This is a genomic window from Phyllobacterium zundukense, from assembly GCF_025452195.1.
Taxonomy (GTDB): domain Bacteria; phylum Pseudomonadota; class Alphaproteobacteria; order Rhizobiales; family Rhizobiaceae; genus Phyllobacterium; species Phyllobacterium zundukense_A.
In genome coordinates this window covers 1,643,836-1,665,908 of the sequence record NZ_CP104973.1, presented here as the reverse complement: position 1 = coordinate 1,665,908, position 22,073 = coordinate 1,643,836, and the positions used below count along the sequence as shown (strand labels likewise).

Genomic DNA, 22,073 nt, shown 5'->3' with positions numbered 1-22,073 from the left:
GCATTAGATTGAACTTGTTCAAACTACTTGACAAGCATTCAAGTCTCTTGAATTATGCCCCTGCGTTCAGTTTTTTAAACAAGCCCTCACATGGGCGTTCCATCAAATAAAAAGGGGAATCGGGATGCGTCTTACCAAAATACTTTCGGGCTGTGCTGCAGCTGTCGCCATGTGTCTTGTTGTTGGCTCGTCCGCCTGGGCCGATACCTTTGCGCTGGTCACGATCAACCAGCAGGCACTTTTCTTTAACCAGATCAATGAAGGCGCACAAAAGGCGGCCGATGCCGCCGGTGCCAAACTGGTTATCTTCAACGCCAACAATGTTCCAAGCGCCCAGAATGACGCCATGGAAAACTATATCACCCAGAAGGTCGACGGCATCATTCTGGTTGCTATCGATGTGAACGGTGTGAAGCCTGCGATCACCGCCGCCAAGACTGCCGGCATCCCGGTTATCGCCATCGATGCGCAGATCCCTGATGGGGACAATGTCGCCTTCGTCGGTGTCGACAACACCAAGGCGGGCGAAGACATCGGCAAGTTCTATGCCGACTACGTCAAGTCCAACTTGTCGGGAACTGCCAAAATCGGCGTGATCGGCGCTCTCAATTCCTTCATTCAGAACCAGCGTCTGGACGGCTTCAAGAAGGCCGTTGCGGACAGTGGCCAGAAGATCACCTTCCTTGATACAGTCGATGGCCAGAACGTGCAGGACGTGGCGCTGACTGCCGCCGAAAACCTGATGACCGCCAATCCGGACATGACGACGCTCTACGCAACGGGTGAGCCGGCTCTGGTCGGTGCCGTGTCTGCCGTTACGAGCCAGGGCCGCACGGGGGACGTCAAGGTCTTCGGTTGGGACCTGACCAAGCAAGCCGTTGAGGGCATCGATGCTGGCTGGGTCACAGCTGTTGTTCAGCAGGATCCTGCCGGTGAAGGCAAGGCTGCCATCGAGGCATTGACCAAACTGAAGAAGGGCGAAAAAATCGAGCCCATCATCAACGTGCCGGTAACAATTGTTACGAAGGAAAACGTCGACCAGTTCCGCGGCATGTTCAAGTAGAACAAGTGCTGCAAGGGCGCGGCCGCACATGCCGCGCCCGGTCCTATCGTCATTTAACCCAATGGTATTGCGATGAACGATATTGGTAATGAAACCTACCGGGTCCGCATGACCGGCATATCCAAGCGGTACAATACGATCCAGACACTCGACAATGTATCGTTGAGCCTGAAGCCCGGTGAAGTGCTCGGTCTCGTCGGCGACAATGGTGCCGGCAAATCGACTCTGAGCAAGGTTTTGTCCGGCGCCGTCATACCGGACGCAGGAACTATCGAGATCGACGGCAAGACCGTATCTTTTTCCTCGCCCGCCGACGCAAGATCAGAACATGTGGAGATGGTTTATCAGGACCTTTCCCTGTGCGATACCGTCGATGTGGCGGGTAATATATTCCTTGGAAGGGAACCGAGACGCCGGATATTGGGCATGCCCTTTCTCGACAAAAGGCGGATGCACGACGAGGCCCGCACCATGCTCGACCGGCTTGGCATCGTCATTGCGGATACGGGTCTGAAGGTTGAAAATCTTTCTGGTGGCCAGCGTCAATCCATCGCCATCGGCCGCGCGGCTTCCTTCGAACCTTCCGTTCTCATCATGGACGAACCAACGGCAGCCCTCGCGGTCGCGGAGGTCGAGGCAGTTCTTGATCTTATTCGTGCTGTCAGCGCCCGCGGCGTCAGTGTGATCCTGATCACCCACCGTCTGCAGGATCTGTTCCTGGTCTGCGACCGCATTCAGGTTATGTATGAGGGCCGCAATGTCGCCGAAAGACGCATTGAAGACACCAGCATCGAAGACGTGGTGAACCTCATCGTCGGGCGCAAGTTCCAGGCTCGTTCGGCGCGCCGCAGCGAAGACAATGGAGCACGGCCATGAGCAATCCATCGACTTCAAGCAACGATGCCCTGCATCCGGCCGCCGCTCAGACGCGCGTCCGAAAAAGCACGCTGCACGATCGTTTCATGGCCAACGGCAGCGTCGTTTCCATTGCCATCTTCTTTCTCGTCGTGTGCCTGTTGTTCTCCGGCATTACCGACGCCTTTCTAACGGCGCCGAATCTCCTCAACATTGTCAGGCAATCGGCACCACTCTTGATCGTGGCGGCTGCCATGACCTTCGTCATCACAACGGGTGGTATCGACCTTTCGGTCGGTTCTGTTCTCGCGCTCGTCGCCACCCTGTCGGCCGTGACATTGCAGGCTGGCTTGCCCTGGCCACTGGTCATCGTCGCGATGCTGCTGCTTGGCGCTGCCATTGGTGCAATTCAAGGTTTTTTCATTGCATATGAGCGGATACCTGCCTTCATCGTCACGCTGGCCGGGCTGTCTGTCATCCGCGGCATAGCTCTGCTTATCACTGGCGGTTATTCCATCCCGGTCGAAGCAACGAGCCCTTTCACGGTTATCGGCCGCGCCTGGTTTCTCGGCGTGCCGGTCCCCGCGCTGATTGCCCTCGTCGTGCTTGTCGTCGCGTACCTCGTCTTCAACGAAACCCGCTTCGGCCGCTATGTGACCGGCATTGGTGCGAACGCCGAGGCTGTCCGCCGCGCCGGTGTCGATACGCGGCTAACAACGTTGATGGTTTATGTCCTCTCGAGCACAGCAGCGGCAGCGGCCGGTATCATCCTCGCCGCCCGCCTCGGCTCTGGTTCGTCCAATGCCGGACAAGGCTTTGAGCTGGAAGTGATTGCCGCCGTCGTGCTCGGCGGGACCAGTCTTTTCGGCGGCCGGGGCACGCTGATTGGCACCGTCCTTGGAGCCTTGACCGTCGCCGTTATCGGCAATGGCCTTATCCTTGCGCACATGTCACCATTCTTCACACCCATCGTTACCGGCACGATCATCCTTGTCGCAATCTGGTTGAACTTCCGTCTGTTCCGCGGCGCGATCCGGAGCAGATGAATGACAGGCCTCGACTTTCAGAACAATGAACGCGGACGTGCACCGATCGGGATCAAGTCCGGAACCCTGATGACCGTTCAGGGGCCGCTGCCTGTCGCCGAAATGGGCGTTACCCTGATGCATGAGCACATTCTGCTGGATGGAGCCACAACCTGGAAATGCCCGTGCCATCCCGACGAATTGGCGATCGCGGATCAGCCTGTATCGATCGAGATCATCGGCGAATTGCGCATGAACCCATACATGAATCGTGACAACGTTTCCTTGGACGATGCGGACCTTGCGCTTTCCGAACTCAAACGCTTTCAGGCGCTCGGTGGCCACACCGTCGTCGATCCCACCAACATCGGCATCGGCCGCGATCCGGTGAAGCTGCGGCGCATCTCCCGCATGGCCAATCTGAAGATCGTCATGGGCTCCGGCTTCTACCTGCAACACACCCATCCCGAATGGCTGAAAGCTATGGATGTCGATGCGGTCACCGAATTTCTCGTCAACGATGTGGGCGGCGGCAATACGCAACCCGAGATCATGGCGGGAATCATCGGTGAAGTTGGCGTCAGCAAGGACTTCACATCCGAAGAGCGCAAGTCGTTGCGGGCTTCGGCGCGTGCGTCCCGTCTTACCGGCGTGCCGCTATCGATCCATCTGCCAGGTTGGGAACGTCTTGCCAACCAGGTACTGGACATCGTCGAAGAAGAAGGCGCGGATCTCCACCACACGATACTCTGCCACATGAACCCCAGTCACGAGGATCTGCCCTACCAGGCTGGGCTCGCCAAGCGCGGCGCGTTCCTCGAATACGATATGATCGGCATGGACTATTACTACGCCGATCAGGATGCTCAGTCACCATCTGACGAACAGAACGCCCGTGCCATTCGCTCACTCGTCGATATGGGGTTTGGCGACCGCGTTCTGCTCTCGCAGGACGTATTCCTGAAGATGATGCTGACACGCTATGGCGGCTTCGGTTACGGCTATATTCTCAAGCACTTCGTGCCACGCCTCAAGCGCCACGGCGTCGACGCCGGAACCATCGAGCGCATGCTCACAGACAACCCCAGATCCGTATTTTCCGCTGTGGCTTGATCGCTGCGTTTTGGTATTCAAGGAGTTTTCATGTCCAAACACAAAGTTCTACTCGCCGGTGAGTCATGGGTTTCCACCGCGACCCACATCAAGGGTTTCGACCAATTCCCGACCGTCACCTACCACACCGGCGCCGACGAATTGCTGAAGGCGTTGGAGGACAGCGACTTCGACGTGAAATTCATGCCGGCGCACGAAGCGCAACGCGACTTCCCTCAAACGATTGAAGCGTTGTCCGAGTACAAGGCGATCATTCTTTCCGATATCGGCGCCAACACATTGCTCCTGCATCCAGATACGTGGATTCATTCGAAGACGACGCCGAACCGCCTTCGCCTGCTGCGCGACTATGTTCGCAATGGTGGTGCGCTGCTGATGTTTGGGGGCTACTACAGTTTCCAGGGTATCAATGGCGGCGCACGCTATCACAAGACGGCGGTGGAAGAGGTCCTGCCGGTGACTTGCCTTTCCGTCGACGACCGCATCGAGGTGCCGGAAGGGTTCACCCCTGTCGTAACCGGCTCTGGCGACCATCGCATTTTGCAGGGACTCGGCAAGGACTGGCCGATCTTGCTCGGTTACAACGAGGTCACGGTCAAGGACGGCGCGGAAGTCCTTGCAACGGTTTCCACCGACTACGGCTCACAGCCCCTTCTCGTCACGGGCACCTACGGCAAAGGCCGCACACTCGCCTGGACCTCCGATGTCGGGCCGCACTGGCTCCCTTCGGATTTTATAGCGTGGAAGGGCTATAAGACGCTGTTCGAACAGATGCTTGCCTGGGCGATTGCGAAAGATTGACCCAAATCGCAATGAACAGAGGTGGCAAGATCAACGGAGAGCGTCTCCTTCAGAGACTGGATGACTTCGCTGCTATTGGCGCTACGCCGGCAGGTGGCGTCAACCGTCAGGCACTGTCTCCCGAAGATCGGAGCGCCCGGACTAAACTTGCAAATCTGGCTTTGGAGCGCGGCTTTGGCGTTTTCCAGGATCCAATGGCCAATTTGTTCATCCACCGGCGTGGGCTTTCCAACGACCTTCCGCCTTTCTTGATCGGCAGCCACCTTGACAGTCAGCCCATGGGAGGTCGCTTCGACGGCGCGCTTGGTACATTGTCAGCCTTCGAAGTGCTCGAATCGCTGGAGGATGCCAGCATCCAGACACCCTCGGCTGTCGAGGTCGTTGCCTGGACCAACGAGGAAGGCAGCCAGTACGCTCCAGGTTGCATGGGATCGATGGCCTTTGCCACGGGTACAATCCCGGCTCAATGGCACTCCGCCCATTCTCCCGACGGCAAGGTATTGGGCGAGGAACTTGCGGCGACACTCGATGCACTTCCGCAAGCGATCCTGCGCCCGCTAGGAAACCCGCTCTCCGGTTATCTGGAATTGCATATTGAACAAGGCCCATCGCTTGAGCGCGAGAATATCCCGATCGGCATCGTCCATGCGATTCAAGGTACGCGCTGGCTCGAGGTCGTGGTCACTGGGCAGACCGCCCATGCCGGAACGACGCAGCTCTCGTTCCGCCGCGATCCGCTGGTAGCGGTCACCGAAGCGCTACAGGAGCTTTACAATTCTGTCATGCCCAACGATGAGCGGGCCCGATTGACCATCGGCCGCATATCGCTAGAGCCAGCGTCAATCAACGCCATTCCCGGCAAGGTATCCTTCAGCGTCGACCTGCGCCATCCGGACGCTGCCGAACTGGCACGACTGGAGGACCATATTCGCGCAACCTGCGAAGAAAAGGCGGCGACGTTCGGTTGTGCAGTGACCATCCGCAGAACGTTCGACATGCCACCGGCGCAATTTTCTCCATTGCTATTGCAAGCTATCGATCAGGCAACAACGCGTCTCGGTATTACCTCCAAGCCAATGCTGTCGGGCGCGTTCCATGATGCACTTTTCCTTGCGCGGGTCACCGATGCTGCCATGATCTTCGTGCCTTGCCGCGATGGTCTCAGCCACAATGAAGCGGAATTCGTCAAACCCGAACACTCCATACTGGGCGCACAGGTTTTGCTGGAATCGACTCTGGCCGCGCTTCAGATGGCTATGAAATAGCCTCTGTCCGAGCATTCCGCTGCATGTATCGCGGTGGCTGCCCGAAAGCCCGCAGAAATGCGCGGCGCATGCGTTCCCGATCACCGAACCCAACATCGCGGGCGATTGTATCAATCGGGATGCGACCATTTTCAATCATCAACCGCGCCGCCTCCACGCGCAGGTTCTCGATAGCCTTGGCGGGTGATTGGCCGGTTTCTGCCTGAAACGCCCTGCTGAACTGGCGCGGGCTGAGATGCACGAGTTCCGCGAGTTGCTCTACCGACAGCTCCTTGTGCAGATTTTCCCTGGCATAGATGAGACTCTTTTGGATTCGGTCAGATTTCGGATTAAGTTCGAACAGCGCCGAGTACTGCGATTGCCCACCCGCACGGCGATGATAGACGACGAGCTTTCGGGCAACTGATTTGGCTATATCGATCCCCAGATCCTTTTCCACCAGCGCCAAAGCCAGATCGATACACGAGGTCATGCCGGCGGATGTCCAGACCGGTCCGTCGATGATGAAGATGCGATCCTCCTCCATCTTCACGTTGGGAAACATCCGCTGGAAATTCCGGGCATGGAACCAGTGGGTCGTCGCGCGCCGCCCGTCCAGCAGCCCGGCCTCGGCAAGGATGAAAGCGCCGGTACAGGTCGAGCCAATGCGGCGTGATCGCGGTGCGACTTCGCGCAAGAAATCGATCAGGGCTGACGACACCGGCTCGACGTCATTGTTACCCACCACCAGCACCGTATCGAATGGAGCGTCGCTGAAAGGGTCAGTGCTGACAGAAAAACCAGCGGACGAAGCGATCAGCCCGCCCCTCTCCGACAAAAGGCTGACTTTATAGTGGGGCTCATCGAGTGCCAGATTGGCATGCGGCTGACTGGAACACTTTCGAGGCGGCGCGCCAGGCACTCGGGCCCAACCTGTCACACAGCAAGCTGGCTGCTCGTCTGCTGAGCCACTAAGGAACTCAGGGCGCGCGCAGGACTCGCGCGCCATCATCTGAATGAAAATGATATGAATCGTGCCAACGCATTGACACAATAGACGTATATTCGGCTGTCGACCTGTCCTCTGATGATCAAACCAAACTCTCCGGGCCGACAATGTCTCGCAAACTGGCACTGCGCCGATTGGGCATTTTCTCTATATTTCTTGCACCAAGCCGGTTGCGTGCATTTGCCCGCAGCACCGAACTCGGCCTGGTTCTTGCGGCAGCTGCTGTCGGCATCGTATCGGGCTCCGTCGTCACCGCCATGAGCTTCATCGCACAGACGATGCACGAGTTGATTTTCGGGTTGAACGAAGGCGAGCGGCTCTCGTCGATCATGGCGAATGATCACGTTCTTTTGCTCGTCGCACCTGTGACGGGCGGTGCCATTTTGGGATTGTTACTGCTTATCCTCAACCGTTATCGCAAACGACCCATGGTCGACCCCATCGAGGCAAACGCACTGCACGGCGGACGTCTTTCACTCAATGACAGCCTCATCATTACTGCTCAAAACCTCATCTCCAACGGTTTCGGCGCATCGGTTGGTCTCGAAGCCGGCTACACCCAACTTGCATCGGGCCTCGCTTCGAAGATTGGCCTCTCGTTGAAATTGCGTCGTTCGGACCTGCGAATCCTCGTAGGTTGTGGCGCAGCCGGCGCGATTGCGGCTGCGTTCAACGCCCCGCTAACCGGTTCATTCTACGCCTTCGAGTTGATCATCGGCTCCTATACGATCCTTAGTCTCGCGCCAGTCGTCGTTTCTGCGCTTGTCGCCACAATTATCGCGCGCGTGCTAGCCGGCGATAATTTTATCATCGATATCGGCAATTTCGGTACAGTAGTCCCGGCAGATTATATCCCGGCTCTGCTTCTCGGTGTCTTCTGCGCACTGGCCGGCATCCTTCTCATGAAGGGGGTCGCGTTTATCGAGCAGATTGCGCGAAAGAGCTTTATTCCCGGACCGATCCGGCCATTGTTTGGCGGTGCTCTCATCGGCCTTTTGGCGCTGATCTCACCTCAGGTTCTCTCCGGCGGTCACGGCGCACTGCACCTCAATCTCGATAACACAACTCCGATCGCGGCTTTGATTGGCGTCCTCCTGCTCAAGGCGTTTGCCTCGGCGATTTCCATCGGTTCGGGTTTCCGCGGCGGCCTGTTTTTCGGCTCGCTGTTCATGGGCGCTTTATTGGGCAAGCTCTTTGCTTATTCGGCACCCTACGTCTTCGCCCATGCGACGTTGACACCAGTTATTTATGCCGTTGTCGGCATGAGTGCGCTGGCCGTATCGGTCATCGGCGGCCCTATGACCATGACGTTCCTTGCCCTCGAGATCACTGGCGATTTTCCCATAACGGTGTTGGTCCTTGCGGCCGTGATTACCGCCTCGCTCACTGTACGCAATCTGTTCGGCTATTCGTTCGCTACCTGGCGTTTCCACCTGAGGGGCGAAAGTATCAGAAGTGCCCATGATGTGGGCTGGATTCGCAATCTGACCGTTGCCAAGCTCATGCGTGTCGATGTCCGAACAGCGCAATCCAGCTTGAGCATCGATGAGTTTCGCCGTGATTTCCCGCTTGGTTCAACCCAGCGCGTGATCATTGTCGACGATAACAACAAATATGCCGGCATGGTTCTGGTACCGGAGGCACATTCGGGCGTGACCGAAAGCTCCGACGAAGGCCAATCGATCATCGGCCTGATCAAATACAAGAACGACTTCCTGCAACCCCAGATGAACGCCAAACAGGCTGCCGCTATTTTTGACAAGGCAGAAAGTGAAGAACTGGCTGTCGTCAGTGACCTTGTCGAGCGCCGCGTCATCGGCCTCCTTACCGAAAGCCATACACTCCGCCGCTATAGCGAAGAACTGGACAGACAGCGGCGCGATGTCTCCGGAGAAATCTAGGGTCAGGACCCATTAATATGATCGAAATGGCACCTGACCCTACAACATCTCAAGCGGTCGTTTTCGTCGCGGTGGGGGGGAAAGCTTCATCCAGAAGAGCGAGTTGATCCGCAGTCAGCATTACGTCTACAGCGCGGCGATTCTCCCGTATGTGCTTGGAAGTACTCGATTTTGGAATAGCGATGACCCCGTCATGGCTCAGAACAAAAGCCAACGCCACCGCGGCAGGAGTTGCCCCGCACTCCTTGGCAATACGTGCGAGTACCGGATGATTGAGCATCCGCCCCTGCTCGATCGGCGAATAGGCCATTATCGGCACCCTCTGCGTCTGGCACCAAGGCAATAGCTCAAACTCGACGCCGCGCCGGCTGAGATTGTAAAGCACCTGGTTGGTCGAGACAGCCTTGCCGCCGTCGAACGCATGAAGCTCTTCCATATCTTCCGTATCGAAATTGCTGACGCCCCAATGCCGGATCTTCCCGGCCTTGATCAGGTCTTCGAATCCAGCCACTGTTTCTTCAAGCGGGTAGCCGCCGCGCCAGTGGAGGAGATAAAGGTCGATCGTTTCGCATTTCAGGCGTTTGAGACTGCGTTCGCAGGCGAGTGCGGTACCCCTTCGCGATGCATTTGATGGTAAGACCTTGCTTACCAGAAATACCTCGTCGCGCCTGTGTTCGATGGCTTCGGCGACCACTTCCTCTGCCCCGCCATTGCCATACATTTCCGCCGTATCGATCAGGCTCATGCCGAGATCGAGGCCAAGCCGCAATGCATCCGCTTCCTGATAGAACTGCCGTCTGTCCTCGCCCATGAACCAGGTTCCCTGACCGAGCACCGGAACCATCTCACCTGAGGGAAGAGCCGTCTGCTTCATCATATTTCACCTTGCATCGCCGTTGTGAAACGCGCCTTGGCTGCAGCGCTCCAGACCTGTTCCGCATCGTAGTTGCCTTCGAAGGCCGGTATACCCGCTGGCAACGCGACCCATGAATGCTTGGTCGTTGTGAAACAATGAATATCGGGAGATAGCTTTGAAGCGTCGTCCAGCGTGCCAACGTAAACAAGCGCGAAAGTCTCACCGAGCTGGGAATGATTGGCCCATAGCGGTACGGAACAGCGCGGGCAGCGGTGGACTATCTGGCCGGCTGGCAATGCCGAGGCCGTGTGAATCGCGTCGGGCTTGCCCTCACCGGTGAGTATAATGCGGTCCGCCTCGATCATGGCGTTGACCGCGAAAGCCGAACCCGACATCCGCTGGCAATAACGGCAGTGGCAGCCGTGGACAATGATCGGCGTCGTTTCCATGCGATAGCGCACATGACCGCAAACGCAACCCCCGGTCAGGCCGCCCGAGACATCCGAATCAGCCACCATTGATGTTCCTCCTCGCCTCCCGATGATTGCGCAATTGCATCAAGAAGTGAAGGCTCCCGATCTCCGGCTCCCGCTTCCATTCGGTGAAATTGACGAAAGTTCCGCCATTGCAACGTTCGATTCCTTGGGTTAACTCTGTCAACCCGCAAGGCCGGCTGAAAACTCAAACAAGAGGACGCCGGCTGGTTTGAAGGGTGTGAAACGGGAGGGGACACTGCATGTCACGATGGCTGGCCATCACGGGCTGGATCGATGAATTCAATCGTCGCATAGCGATAGTCGCGATCTATTTTGTCTTGTTTGCATCGTTGGTTTGCGCCTTCAACGCGCTCCTGCGTTACAGTATCAGTACGATGATCTGGCTGGACCACAATGTCGGGGTGGGCGGTCTGTTCCGCGGCATTTTGGCCATCTACGGTCGCAACTCCAATTCCCTTTCCGAACTGCAGTGGTATCTGTTCGCCGGCATGGTCATGCTCGGCGGTGCCTGGACTTTGAAATTGAACGAGCACGTGCGCGTCGACCTCGTTTACGGCTCTGTCAGCGAAAGAACGAGGACGTGGATCGATTTGCTTGGCGGCCTGCTTTTCCTGCTGCCGATATGTTGCCTGATGATTTATTTCACATGGCCCTGGTTCGTCCTGTCATGGGTAACCAATGAAGGATCGTCCAATTCTGGCGGTCTTCCGCTCTGGCCCGTCAAGTTGAGCCTGCCCGTGGGTTTCGCACTGGTAGGTCTGCAGGGCATTTCAGAACTCATCAAATGCTATCTCGCCCTCACTACTGATTATGTTCGTGAATTTGCCTACGAGAAACCCGTTCAATGATGACATTCTTTGCTGACAATCTTGCCCCGTTGATGTTCTTCGGGCTGATCATCTTTATGGTGTTTGGCTATCCCGCGGCATTTTCCCTGGCCGCAGTCGGACTTTTCTTCGGCTTCATCGGCATCGAAATGGGAGAAATCAGCCCCGACTTCCTGGGTAACCTCACCTACCAGATGTTTTCGGTGCTTTCCAACGAGCTGCTGTTGGCTATCCCGTTTTTCACGTTCATGGGCGTCATACTTGAACGATGCGGCCTCGCCGAAGACCTTCTTGAAGGGTTCGGTCAGCTATTCGGCGGCGTTCGCGGCGGCCTCTCCTACGCAGTCATCCTTGTCGGCGCCATTCTCGGCGCAATCACGGGAACCGTCGCAGCCTCTGTGATTGCAATGGGACTCATTTCGCTGCCGGTGATGGCAAAATACGGTTATAATATCCGCCACGCCACCGGCGTCATCGCGGCTTCCGGCACGATCACTCAACTTATTCCGCCATCGCTTGTGCTCATCGTTCTTGCCGATCAGCTCGGCAAATCACCGGGTGATATGTATATCGGCGCGACCGGAGCGAGCATCGTTCAGGTGCTGCTGTTCGCGGGCTGGGTATTCGTCCTCAGCATCATCAGGCCGGATCACGTTCCGGCGCTTCCGCCCGAAGCGCGCACCCTCCGAGGCTGGCCGCTGCTGGCACGCTGCGCGCGCGGCATGATCCCGTCGCTTGCGCTCATCTTCATCGTGCTCGGCACGATCTTCATGGGCCTTGCCACGCCCACGGAAGCCGGAGCGATGGGGGTTGTCGGTGCCATGTTCATTGCCTGGCTGAACCGCCGCCTGACCTGGAAGCTCGTTTATCAGGCAATGGATATGACGATGCGCCTGACCGCCATGGTTGTATTCATTCTGCTCGGCGCTCGTGTGTTCAGTCTGGTGTTTCAGGGCGTTGGCGGCGGCCACTGGATCGAAACCATGCTGACCTCCCTGCCGGGCGGTGTCGTCGGATTTCTGATCTTCGTCAATATCTTCATATTCATCCTCGCCTTCTTTCTTGATTTTTTCGAGATCGCCTTCATCGTCATTCCACTGCTCGCGCCGGCGGCAAGCGCACTCGGAATCGACCTCATTTGGTTCGGTGTCATGATCTGCGCCAATATGCAGACGAGCTTCATGCACCCGCCCTTCGGTTTTGCGCTGTTTTATCTCCGGGGCATCGCGCCAAAATCGATCAAGACCAGCGATATCTACATGGGTGCGATCCCATGGCTGGTCCTGCAGCTCATCCTCGTGGGACTGCTCATCGCCTTTCCGGGGATGGTTACCTACTTCCTTGATTCGACGCCCGCGGTCGACCTGCAGAATATCCAGCTGAATTTGCCATCCGCTCTGGGCAACGACCTGGGCAACCCGCCATCGTTCGATCTTGGGCAGCCGCCGTCATTCAAGTGACCGGGCGCGAAGAGCTCGGCCGGCATCAGCCGGCCGAGCCGGAGCAACTTGCGGATAGGCGGCTCGTCATCCACAACCAGGATCTTGACACTCGGATTTGTCATATGAGTTCTTCCAAGTTTGGCGGCTCCTTCGGAACAGGCATCCTGATCGTGAAGATCGTACCCGACCGGTCGATACGCCTTTCCGCTTTAATGGCGCCGCCCATGGCTTCTATGAAGCCGCGTGATATCGACAGGCCAAGCCCCGTACCGGCTGTGACCTGATCGCCCTTGCGTACGCGATAGAATGTGTTGAAAACTCGCTCCAGATCGTCGGCGGGGATGCCCGGCCCTTCGTCGATGACCTGCAGGATGACCCAGCCATCATCGGTCCAGGCCTGAATTCGCAGCGAGGAACCTTCCGGTGCGTATTTGGAAGCATTGTCGAGAAGGTTGAACAATACCTGCTCGAACAGCACCGGATCGACCCTCAGCATCGGCAGGTCGGGCGAAATATTGACCGCCGTCTTGTGGTGCCCGAGGATTTTTTTAGCTCGGCTCAGCGCGGTGCCGACAATGTCGCCAACGTAGTGGAACGCGAAATTCGGCTCCATTGCGCCAGACTCGATCCTGGTCATGTCGAGCAGATTGGCGATGAACCGGTTGAGCCGCTCGGACTCGTCGATAACAGTCCCGAGCAGTTCCACCCGCGCCTCGACCGGCAAGGCCGGTGCAAACTCCTTCAGGGTACCTGCCGCCCCCATGATGGCCGCAAGCGGAGTCTTCAGATCGTGCGAGATCGACGTCAGGAGCGCCGAGCGTAGCCGGTCGGCCTCCGCTGCGAGCTTGGCACGGTCGACGTCGGCCACAAGCTGTGTGCGCTCTATGGCGACAGCCGCCTGATCAGCCAGCGCATCGAGCAGGCGTTGCTGCTCCGGTGTGAGCAGCGGCCCCTGTTTGTCACTATCCAGCCCTATGACGCCAACCGCCATGCGTCCTGTCCGCAGCGGCAGGTAGAGCCGCTTCGCACCCGGTAGCGTGTCGGCTCCCCGCCCTGCTGCACGGTTATTTTCCCACGCCCAGCGCGCCGCCGCGATGTCCGCATCGTCCAGGCTATCGTCAGGCGGATAGCCGGCCTTCACCTCGATTGTCCCATGATCCGGCAGGAGCAGGACCACACGCACCTTCAACATGGACGCGATCTGGAACGCCGTGGCCCACAATACATCGTCGAGCGTGCCGGTCCCGGCGAGCTTCTTGCTGAAGAGATAGAGATCTTCGGTCGTTCGCGCACGTTGCCGTGCCGCCGAAGCCTGACGCTGGACCCGTGCGGTCAGATTGCTGGCAATGACTGCGACACCAAAGAAGAAGGCTAGCGCGATGACGCTTTCAGGATCGCTAATATTGAGCGTGTAAAGCGGCTGGAGAAAGAAGAAATTGAGCATCAGGGCGCTAAGGACGGATGCGAACAAAGCCGGCCAGAGTCCGGCTGAAACGGCTGAAGCGAGCACTGCCATGAGAAAGACGAGCGCAATGTTGCGCACGTCAACCACGCTCGAAAGCAAAAGGCCGAATGCGAGTGCACCGATCACATAGGCAGTGCTCAAGAGATAGGCTCTGATCCTGATGCTCGCCATCGGCGCCTGCTCGGCGGTCCGTACCGTGGGACCCGCACGCTCTTCGCTTCCCGAGATGACATGCACGCTGATATCGCCGGCCCGGCGGATCAGATCATGGGATACCGACCCTTCAAAGAGTTCGCGCCATTGCGGCTTGTGCGGCTTGCCGATGACAATGTGCGTGACATTGTTTTCCCGTGCGTGACGTGCAATTTCCTCGGCCGCATCCCGGCCCGGGAGCGTGATAGCATCACCGCCTAGCTGGCCGGCGAGACGCAGCGTAGATGCGATCCGATTCCGATCCGCTTCTGAAAAACGCGTCGAACGATGTGTCTCCACGTTAACAGCTGTCCACGGCGCCCGAAGCCGATCCGCAAGACGGCGGGCATATCTGACAAGTGAAGCACCGCCTGGATGCTCATCGATACAGACGAGAACCCGGTCGCCGGCTGCCCACGGCCCGGATATCGCATTCGCTTGCATATGGGTGAGCAGCTGATCATCGACACGTTGCGCGGTACGCCGCAGCGCAAGCTCGCGCAGGGCAGTCAGATTGCCCGGCGAAAAATAGTTTTCCATCGCGCGCTTGGCGTTGGCCGGAACGTAGACCTTTCCCTCCTGCAGACGCTTGATCAGATCAGCGGGCGTCAGATCGATGATCTCGACCTCATCCGCCTGGTCGATGACCGAATCCGGCACTGTTTCGCGCACCCGCACCTTGGTGATCTGCGCCACGACATCATTCAGGCTTTCGACGTGCTGGATGTTCATTGTCGAATAGACATCGATGTCGTGTGCCAGTATCTCCTGCACATCCATGTACCGCTTTGGATGGCGCGTGCCTGGAGCGTTTGTATGTGCGAGTTCATCAACCAGAACGAGGCTTGGCCGGCGTGCGAGGATTGCATCGAGGTCCATCTCCTGAAGACGATGATCCTTGTAGTTGATCTGTGAGCGTTTGATCACTTCGAAACCGTCCACTAGCGCCTGCGTTTCCTTGCGCCCATGCGTCTCAACGACGCCGATCACCACATCCTTGCCATCAGCAAGTGCTGCTCGGCCAGCCATGAGCATTTCATAGGTTTTGCCCACGCCGGGTGCCGCCCCGAGAAAAATCTTCAGCCGTCCGCGCGTCTCGCGCTCTGCAGTTTCAAGGAGTGCGTCGGGCGATGGCCTCCTGTCGGTGTCGCGGCTGTCAGTGGGCATTGTGGGCCTCTCATGCCAGAGCCGGGGTTTGCGGCTGCAGATCCCCGGCTCTCATTCAACTACTGTGCCGTCAGGCCATCAAGTGTCTGGTTCAGCGCCAGCACATTCACGACCGGTTCACCCATGAAACCGAGCTCGCGGCCCTGGATGTTCTGATCGACCAGCTGGCGGACGCGGGTTTCATCGATACCACGCGCTTTGGCGACGCGCGGCACCTGGAAATAGGCCCCTTCCGGCGAGACGTGCGGATCCAGACCACTACCTGAGGTGGTGACGAGATCCATCGGCACCAGAGTATTCGGGTTGGTTGCCTGCAAGGCGGCCAGATCCGTCTTGATTCGATCGATCAATTTCGGATTTGTCGGTCCAAGATTTGACCCACTGGACGCAGCGGCATTGTACCCGTCACCCGCAGCAGATGGCCTGCCATGGAAGTACTTGTCGGTGGCGAAGGCCTGACCTATCAGTTCGGAACCGATGACAGTTCCGTTCTTCTCGATGAGGCTGCCATTGGCCTGCCGCGGGAACAGGACTTGAGCGATGCCAGTCATGCCCAAAGGATAGATAAGGCCGGTTATGACCGTGAAGGCAATGATCATGATAATCGCGGGTTTGAGCTGTTTTAACATTGGAATAATCCTTTACGCCAAGCCGAGGCTTGTGATGACCACATCGATGGCTTTGATGCCGACGAAGGGGACAATGACACCGCCGAGGCCATAGATCAGAAGGTTGCGCCTCAGTAGCGCGCCAGCACCGACAGCCCGGTATTTGACGCCTTTCAGCGACAGCGGGATAAGTGCGACGATGATGAGCGCATTGAAGATGATCGCCGACAGGATGGCGCTCTGGGGTGTCTGCAGTCCCATGACATTGAGCGCGCCAAGCTGCGGATAGAACGCCAGGAACATTGCCGGGATAATGGCGAAGTATTTGGCGATATCATTGGCAATCGAGAAGGTCGTCAACGCACCGCGGGTCATCAGCAACTGCTTGCCGATACCCACGATCTCGATCAGCTTGGTAGGATCGCTGTCCAGATCGACCATGTTGCCGGCTTCGCGGGCTGCAACAGTACCGGTGTTCATGGCGACGCCCACATCTGCCTGGGCGAGTGCCGGAGCATCATTGGTACCGTCACCGCACATGGCGACGAGCTTGCCCTTCGACTGCTCGTCGCGGATCAGCGTCAGCTTGTTTTCGGGGGTTGCCTGCGCGAGGAAATCGTCGACGCCAGCTTCCGCCGCAATGGCGGCAGCGGTCAGTGGATTGTCGCCGGTGATCATCACCGTGCGGATTCCCATCCGGCGCAGTTCGGCAAAACGTTCGCGAATGCCGCCCTTGACGATATCCTTCAGGTATATGATGCCGAGCAGCTTGCCATCGCGGACAACCGCGAGCGGTGTGCCGCCACCCTTGGCGATCTGGTTGGCAATAGTCTGCAGATCACGAATGGTCTCGGCCGTGGCGCGTGTCGCGACAACCGCTCCACCCGCTCCCGGCGTCGCAAGCGACAGCTGATTGGCATAGGTGAGAACAGCGTCGACTGCGCCCTTGCGGATCGATGATCCATCGATATCGACACCGCTCATGCGGCTTTGGGCGGTGAAAGGCACAAACGTCGCATGCAGCGTCTGCATGTCCCGGGCCCGTATGCCGTATTTTTCCTTGGCCAGTACGACGATCGAGCGGCCCTCCGGGGTTTCATCCGCCAGCGAAGCAAGCTGTGCGGCATCGGCAAGTTCCTGCTCCGATACGCCCTTGACGGGCAAGAACTCGGTCGCTTGGCGATTACCGAAGGTGATCGTGCCGGTCTTGTCGAGGAGCAGCGTATCGACGTCGCCTGCTGCTTCAACGGCGCGCCCGGACATTGCCAGCACATTGAACTGGATAAGACGATCCATGCCCGCAATACCTATCGCCGAAAGCAACGCACCGATCGTTGTGGGGATCAGCGTCACGAACAGGGCAACAAGCACGACGACCGGGATTGCGCCGCCCGCATAGGAGGCAAAGCTCGGAATTGTCGCCGTAGCCAGAACGAAGATCAGCGTCATGCCCGCGAGGAGGATGTTGAGCGCGATTTCGTTTGGCGTTTTCTGGCGCTCGGCACCTTCGACGAGCGCGATCATCCGGTCGATGAAGGTTGAACCCGCCGCTGCGGTGATGCGGACGCGCAGCCAGTCGGACAGAACCTGCGTTCCACCGGTCACCGCAGAACGATCACCGCCGGACTCGCGAATAACAGGTGCGGACTCGCCAGTGATTGCTGATTCGTTGACCGAGGCGATACCTTCGACAACCTCGCCATCAGACGGGATGATGTCGCCGGCATCGACAAGGACGATGTCGCCGACCTTCAGGCTCGCGCCAGGCACAAGCTTGAAATTGCTGCGGTCATCGCCGGAAAGGAGCTTCGCCTGGGTTTCCGTCCGGGCTTTGCGCAACGAATCTGCCTGGGCCTTGCCGCGCCCCTCGGCCACCGCTTCGGCGAAGTTGGCAAAGAGCACGGTAAACCACAACCAGATGATGATCTGGAAGGAGAAACCGAGGCTCTGTCCACCAGTTGCGATGTCCTTGAGGAAAAGCACGGTTGTCAGGGCTGAAACCACAGCGACCACGAACATCACAGGGTTTCGGATGAGGCTGCGCGGGTTGAGCTTTTTGAAAGCGCCCCCGATAGCAGGGATCAAGATGGAGGAGTCCATGAGACTCGCTGATTTGGACTGGCTCATTTGAGACTCCAGTTGTGAATGTGAATAAACCCGTATGCGGCGAGCCAGACGAACAACATTGTCAGCGTCACGCCGAGAATGATGTCGGAAGCGCGCACACGCTTTTCTGCTCCCCGCGCCAAATTTCCGGCGCGGGGCTTGAGATTGAATTGCAGGGAACTGTGACGCATGGCGGGGCTCATCAGAATGTCTGCCCGAGGCCGATGGCGAGGTGCTCGACGATCGGACCGACTGCCAGCGCCGGGAAGAAGGTGAGACCGCCGACGATCAGGATGACACCCACCAGCAGACCAACGAACAGGCCGCCGTGTGTCGGAAAGGTGCCCGCGGACTCGGGAACGGTTTTCTTGGCAACCAGCGAACCGGCGATTGCCAGGGCCGGTATGATGACGAAGAACCGGCCCATCCACATTCCGATACCGAGCGTAATGTTGTACCAAGGCGTGTTCCCGGTCAGACCGCCGAAGGCCGAACCATTGTTCGCAGCGGCAGAGGTATAGGCGTACAGTATCTCCGAGAAGCCATGCGGACCGGCGTTCGCTATGGACGCGACCGCGGACGGCAGTACCGTGGCTATCGCCGTAAAGCCGAGCATTGCCAAAGGCAGAACCAGAACAGCCAGCATGGCCATCTTGACTTCCTTGGCCTCGATCTTCTTGCCGAGATATTCCGGCGTACGGCCGACCATCAAACCAGCCACGAAGACTGCAATGATGACGTAGAGCAGGATGCCATAAAGACCGGCACCAACGCCGCCGACAATCACCTCACCCAGCATCATGTTGATGAGGGGGATCATACCACTGATCGCCATGAAGCTATCGTGCATCGCATTGACCGCACCGCAGGAGGCGGCTGTCGTAATGACCGCGAAAAGTGCCGACAAGGCTATGCCGAAGCGTGTTTCCTTGCCTTCCATATTGCCACCATCGATTCCGAGAGCATGGACCAGCGGATTGCCGGCAGCCTCACCCCAGTAGCAGACAATCACACCCGCCAGGAACATGACGCCCATGGCAGCAAAGATCGCCCAGCCTTGACGCTGGTTGCCGGCCATGCGGCCAAACACGTTCGTCAATGCCGCACCGATCGCAAAGATCGTCACCATCTGGATAAGGTTCGAGGTGGCATCGGGATTTTCGAATGGATGCGCGGAGTTTACGTTGAAGAACCCACCGCCATTGGTGCCGAGCATTTTGATCGCAAGCTGTGAAGCAACCGGGCCAACAGCGATCGTCTGCTTCGCACCTTCCAGCGTCGTCGCATCCACATAGGTTCCGAGCGTTTGCGGAACGCCGAGATAGACGTAAACCAGTGTCAGGACGATGCAGATCGGCAGCAGAATATAAAGCGTGCACCGGGTCAGATCGACCCAGAAATTGCCGATGGACCTGCCGGATGCTCGTGTGAAGCCTCGAATAAGCGCGATCGCTATGGCAATACCTGTAGCCGCCGAGACGAAATTCTGAACGGTAAAGCCTGCCATCTGCACGAGATACGACATCGTGCTTTCGCCGCCGTAATTCTGCCAGTTCGTATTGGTCACGAAGCTGACGGCCGTGTTGAATGCGAGCCCGGGCTCGGTTGCACCCATTGCGGCAGGATTATACGGAAGCGCTCCCTGGAACCGCTGCAGCAAATAGAGAACGATAAAGCCGGCCAAGCTGAAAAACAGCAGCGCCGCGGTATACGTGGTCCAGTGCTGCTCCTCCCGTTCGTTTGTGCCGGCTATGCGGTAGAGGCCTCGCTCCACGGGAACGAGGATAGGCGAAAGGAATGTGCGATCGCCGTTGAAGACGCGCGTCATGTAGCCGCCGAGCGGTTTCACGAGCAAAATGATGATCCCGCAGAAGACGAGGATCTGTATCCAACCGTTGAGAGTCATGGTGTAGCTTTCCGAGCCTTGGCCGGTAATGCGCTGGAGACCGTTTGAGAATTCAGCTTGTCGAGGGATCTGGTGCGGTTCTCGAGAACCGGAGCGCAGGACATTTTCGTCCATGAGCACCGGAAGCGAAGAGAACCGCATCAGATGCCCGTCAAGCTGGAGTAATCAGCGGTCTCTCAGAAGCGCTCCGGACGAACGAGGGCATAGGTGAGATAGGCGAGAAGGAACAGGGTCACAGCGCCGCCGAGAATATAGTCGATCGTCATTTTCCGTTCCTTCAAGTCAGAGCCTGTCGCAGGCTTTGGTGTAAGCCAGCGAGAGGAGAAGGAACAAAATACCTATCCCAAGAACAGCAATGTCCATCGATAGAACTCCTTATTGAATAAATAAATGGCTAATCAGATGAGGCAGTGGACAACACTGCCAAGCTCGTTGATCGCAACGGAATATGGCTCGAAGCACCATAAAAGTTCGAGACGCGACACAGGGAGAAGAAATAAAAAAACTATAAGGATTTGAAATTTATTGCGGCCGGAACCGAGGGCGTCTCGTTGGTCAGGGCACGAGTTTCTCAAGTTTACCGCATCGCTCACGGCAACTTTGTCTATTTTCGTGCGTTGCACAACTCCAGGTCTCCATTCAAGGGTCAGCCATGAAAACTGCATTTCTCATTATCGTGGCATTGCTGGTGCTCGCACTGCTCGCAGCGGCCGGCGTCTATTTCTATTCGCAAGAGTCCGCGACCGTACCCGTCGAACAAGGATATGGCCCCGACCCGACTCTGCCTCCGCCGAACCCCAAACCTATCGCTACGGTCAACATCGCCGAGGCTTCCTCTTGGCCGGAAGGCAAAACACCGACAGTTGCGGCAGGGATGAAAGTCAACGATTTCGCCAAAGACCTTGATCATCCACGCTGGCTGCATGTCCTGCCCAATGGCGATGTGCTTGTAGCTGAAACCAATGCGCCGCCGCGGCAGAACCAGTCCTTCAGCATCCGCAGTTGGATCGAAGGCCTCATCATGGGCAGGGCTGGTGCGGGGGTGACAAGCGCGAACCGGATCACGCTACTGCGCGATGCCGACAATGACGGCGTGGCCGAGATGAAGGAAACCTTTCTTGAGAACCTGAATTCGCCCTTTGGAATGGCCATTTCTGGTGGCAAGCTTTACGTCGCCAATACTGATGCGATCGTCGCTTATCCCTATAGCGATGGCGAGACGAAGATTACCGCGGCACCCGAAAAGATCGCGAACCTGCCGGGTGGGCCGATCAATCATCACTGGACGAAAGATGTGATTGCCAGCGCCGACGGGACGAAGCTCTATGCGACGGTCGGATCGAACAGCAATGTCGGCGAGAACGGTATCGATGCGGAAGCCAACCGGGCTGCCGTCCTCGAGATCGATCTGAACACGAAGAAAACCAGGCTGTTTGCGTGGGGTCTGCGAAACCCGAACGGTTTATCCTGGAACCCTGACAATGGCGCACTCTGGGTCGCGGTCAATGAGCGCGACGAGATCGGCAGCGATCTTGTTCCGGACTATATGACGTCGGTCAGGGATGGCGGATTTTATGGCTGGCCATACAGCTATTATGGCCAGAATGTCGATGTGCGGGTCAGCCCGCAAAACCCGGAGCTTGTCGCCAAGGCGATCAAGCCGGACTACGCACTTGGACCACATACCGCTTCACTGGGTTTGACCTTCTATACCGGTTCACTGTTTGGACCCGAATACAAGAACGGCGCGTTTGTCGGCCAGCATGGCTCCTGGAATCGCAAGCCCCGCAGCGGATACAAGGTCATCTTCGTTCCGTTTAGCAACGGCAAGCCGAATGGACCTCCGCAAGATATACTGACGGGCTTTGTCGATGGCGATAAGGCTCTCGGTCGTCCCGTAGGCGTCGCCATCGACAAGGCCGGCGCTCTTCTGGTTGCGGACGATGTTGGCAACACCATATGGCGAGTCACACCCTCCGCACCGTAAATCGGGAAC

At 57.7% G+C, this 22,073-nt stretch carries 18 protein-coding genes and 2 pseudogenes; 10 read left to right on the top strand and 10 right to left on the bottom strand.

Going from position 1 to position 22,073, the window contains the following annotated elements:
- Nucleotides 1-124 precede the first annotated feature (124 nt).
- The 6 genes from N8E88_RS20545 (at nucleotide 125) to N8E88_RS20520 (ending at nucleotide 6,122) form a co-directional block, all read left to right on the top strand.
- Entirely contained in the window at nucleotides 125-1,063 is a 939-nt protein-coding gene (locus N8E88_RS20545) for an ABC transporter substrate-binding protein (protein WP_262295271.1), read from the top strand.
- Between the two features lie 72 nt (nucleotides 1,064-1,135).
- Complete coding sequence (locus tag N8E88_RS20540; RefSeq protein ID WP_112523872.1) at nucleotides 1,136-1,939, top strand: ATP-binding cassette domain-containing protein; 804 nt, start codon at nucleotides 1,136-1,138, stop codon at nucleotides 1,937-1,939.
- Nucleotides 1,936-2,964, top strand: a complete 1,029-nt coding sequence (locus N8E88_RS20535) for an ABC transporter permease (protein WP_405044627.1) — start codon at nucleotides 1,936-1,938, stop codon at nucleotides 2,962-2,964. The genes N8E88_RS20540 and N8E88_RS20535 overlap by 4 nt, the downstream gene beginning before the upstream one ends.
- The gene (locus tag N8E88_RS20530) at nucleotides 2,965-4,056 is read left to right on the top strand and encodes a phosphotriesterase family protein (RefSeq protein ID WP_262295270.1); all 1,092 of its coding nucleotides are present in this window, start codon (nucleotides 2,965-2,967) and stop codon (nucleotides 4,054-4,056) included.
- A 30-nt stretch (nucleotides 4,057-4,086) separates the two neighbouring features.
- Nucleotides 4,087-4,857, top strand: a complete 771-nt coding sequence (locus N8E88_RS20525; RefSeq protein ID WP_262295269.1) for a glutamine amidotransferase — start codon at nucleotides 4,087-4,089, stop codon at nucleotides 4,855-4,857.
- An 11-nt stretch (nucleotides 4,858-4,868) separates the two neighbouring features.
- Nucleotides 4,869-6,122 carry a Zn-dependent hydrolase gene (locus N8E88_RS20520; protein ID WP_262295553.1) on the top strand — a complete coding sequence of 418 codons (1,254 nt, stop codon included), beginning with the start codon at nucleotides 4,869-4,871 and terminating at the stop codon, nucleotides 6,120-6,122.
- On the opposite strand, the gene N8E88_RS20515 is transcribed toward N8E88_RS20520, so the two are convergent.
- Nucleotides 6,112-7,023 carry a GlxA family transcriptional regulator gene (locus N8E88_RS20515; protein WP_262295268.1) on the bottom strand — a complete coding sequence of 304 codons (912 nt, stop codon included), beginning with the start codon at nucleotides 7,021-7,023 and terminating at the stop codon, nucleotides 6,112-6,114. The genes N8E88_RS20520 and N8E88_RS20515 overlap by 11 nt on opposite strands.
- 194 nt (nucleotides 7,024-7,217) lie before the next feature.
- Between N8E88_RS20515 and N8E88_RS20510 the strand changes: the two genes are divergently transcribed.
- Nucleotides 7,218-9,011 (top strand): chloride channel protein, encoded by a 1,794-nt coding sequence (locus N8E88_RS20510; protein WP_262295267.1) that lies wholly within the window; start codon nucleotides 7,218-7,220, stop codon nucleotides 9,009-9,011.
- A 39-nt stretch (nucleotides 9,012-9,050) separates the two neighbouring features.
- Here N8E88_RS20510 and N8E88_RS20505 read toward each other — a convergent pair.
- Together N8E88_RS20505 and N8E88_RS20500 are read right to left on the bottom strand one after the other, a co-directional pair.
- A pseudogene (locus N8E88_RS20505) lies at nucleotides 9,051-9,888 on the bottom strand (aldo/keto reductase).
- Entirely contained in the window at nucleotides 9,885-10,385 is a 501-nt protein-coding gene (locus N8E88_RS20500; RefSeq protein ID WP_262295265.1) for a GFA family protein, read from the bottom strand. Before N8E88_RS20500 ends, N8E88_RS20505 begins: the two are co-directional and overlap by 4 nt.
- A 218-nt stretch (nucleotides 10,386-10,603) precedes the next feature.
- Between N8E88_RS20500 and N8E88_RS20495 the strand changes: the two genes are divergently transcribed.
- Complete coding sequence (locus tag N8E88_RS20495; RefSeq protein WP_262295264.1) at nucleotides 10,604-11,212, top strand: TRAP transporter small permease subunit; 609 nt, start codon at nucleotides 10,604-10,606, stop codon at nucleotides 11,210-11,212.
- On the top strand, nucleotides 11,209-12,651 hold the full coding sequence (locus N8E88_RS20490) for a TRAP transporter large permease (protein WP_262295263.1): 1,443 nt from the start codon (nucleotides 11,209-11,211) through the stop codon (nucleotides 12,649-12,651). The genes N8E88_RS20495 and N8E88_RS20490 overlap by 4 nt, the downstream gene beginning before the upstream one ends.
- A 32-nt stretch (nucleotides 12,652-12,683) precedes the next feature.
- On the opposite strand, the pseudogene N8E88_RS20485 reads toward N8E88_RS20490, so the two are convergent.
- From N8E88_RS20485 to N8E88_RS20455, 7 genes and pseudogenes are all read right to left on the bottom strand, one after another.
- Nucleotides 12,684-12,755: pseudogene (locus N8E88_RS20485) on the bottom strand (DNA-binding response regulator); the annotation flags it as partial.
- Nucleotides 12,752-15,457, bottom strand: a complete 2,706-nt coding sequence (locus tag N8E88_RS20480; protein WP_262295262.1) for a DUF4118 domain-containing protein — start codon at nucleotides 15,455-15,457, stop codon at nucleotides 12,752-12,754. The gene N8E88_RS20480 and the pseudogene N8E88_RS20485, both read right to left, overlap by 4 nt.
- Before the next feature lie 59 nt (nucleotides 15,458-15,516).
- Nucleotides 15,517-16,086, bottom strand: coding sequence for a potassium-transporting ATPase subunit KdpC (gene kdpC / locus N8E88_RS20475; RefSeq protein ID WP_262295261.1), 570 nt, complete (start codon nucleotides 16,084-16,086; stop codon nucleotides 15,517-15,519).
- 12 nt (nucleotides 16,087-16,098) lie between these two features.
- Complete coding sequence (gene kdpB, locus N8E88_RS20470; protein WP_262295260.1) at nucleotides 16,099-18,192, bottom strand: potassium-transporting ATPase subunit KdpB; 2,094 nt, start codon at nucleotides 18,190-18,192, stop codon at nucleotides 16,099-16,101.
- Entirely contained in the window at nucleotides 18,189-18,362 is a 174-nt protein-coding gene (locus tag N8E88_RS20465; RefSeq protein ID WP_262295259.1) for a hypothetical protein, read from the bottom strand. The genes kdpB and N8E88_RS20465 overlap by 4 nt, the downstream gene beginning before the upstream one ends.
- Before the next feature lie 11 nt (nucleotides 18,363-18,373).
- Nucleotides 18,374-20,077: a potassium-transporting ATPase subunit KdpA gene (gene kdpA, locus N8E88_RS20460; RefSeq protein ID WP_262295258.1), complete on the bottom strand. Its 1,704-nt coding sequence runs from the start codon at nucleotides 20,075-20,077 to the stop codon at nucleotides 18,374-18,376.
- A 176-nt stretch (nucleotides 20,078-20,253) separates the two neighbouring features.
- Nucleotides 20,254-20,343: a K(+)-transporting ATPase subunit F gene (locus N8E88_RS20455; RefSeq protein ID WP_100003438.1), complete on the bottom strand. Its 90-nt coding sequence runs from the start codon at nucleotides 20,341-20,343 to the stop codon at nucleotides 20,254-20,256.
- Between the two features lie 386 nt (nucleotides 20,344-20,729).
- Between N8E88_RS20455 and N8E88_RS20450 the strand changes: the two genes are divergently transcribed.
- On the top strand, nucleotides 20,730-22,064 hold the full coding sequence (locus N8E88_RS20450; protein ID WP_262295257.1) for a PQQ-dependent sugar dehydrogenase: 1,335 nt from the start codon (nucleotides 20,730-20,732) through the stop codon (nucleotides 22,062-22,064).
- Nucleotides 22,065-22,073: the final 9 nt, after the last annotated feature.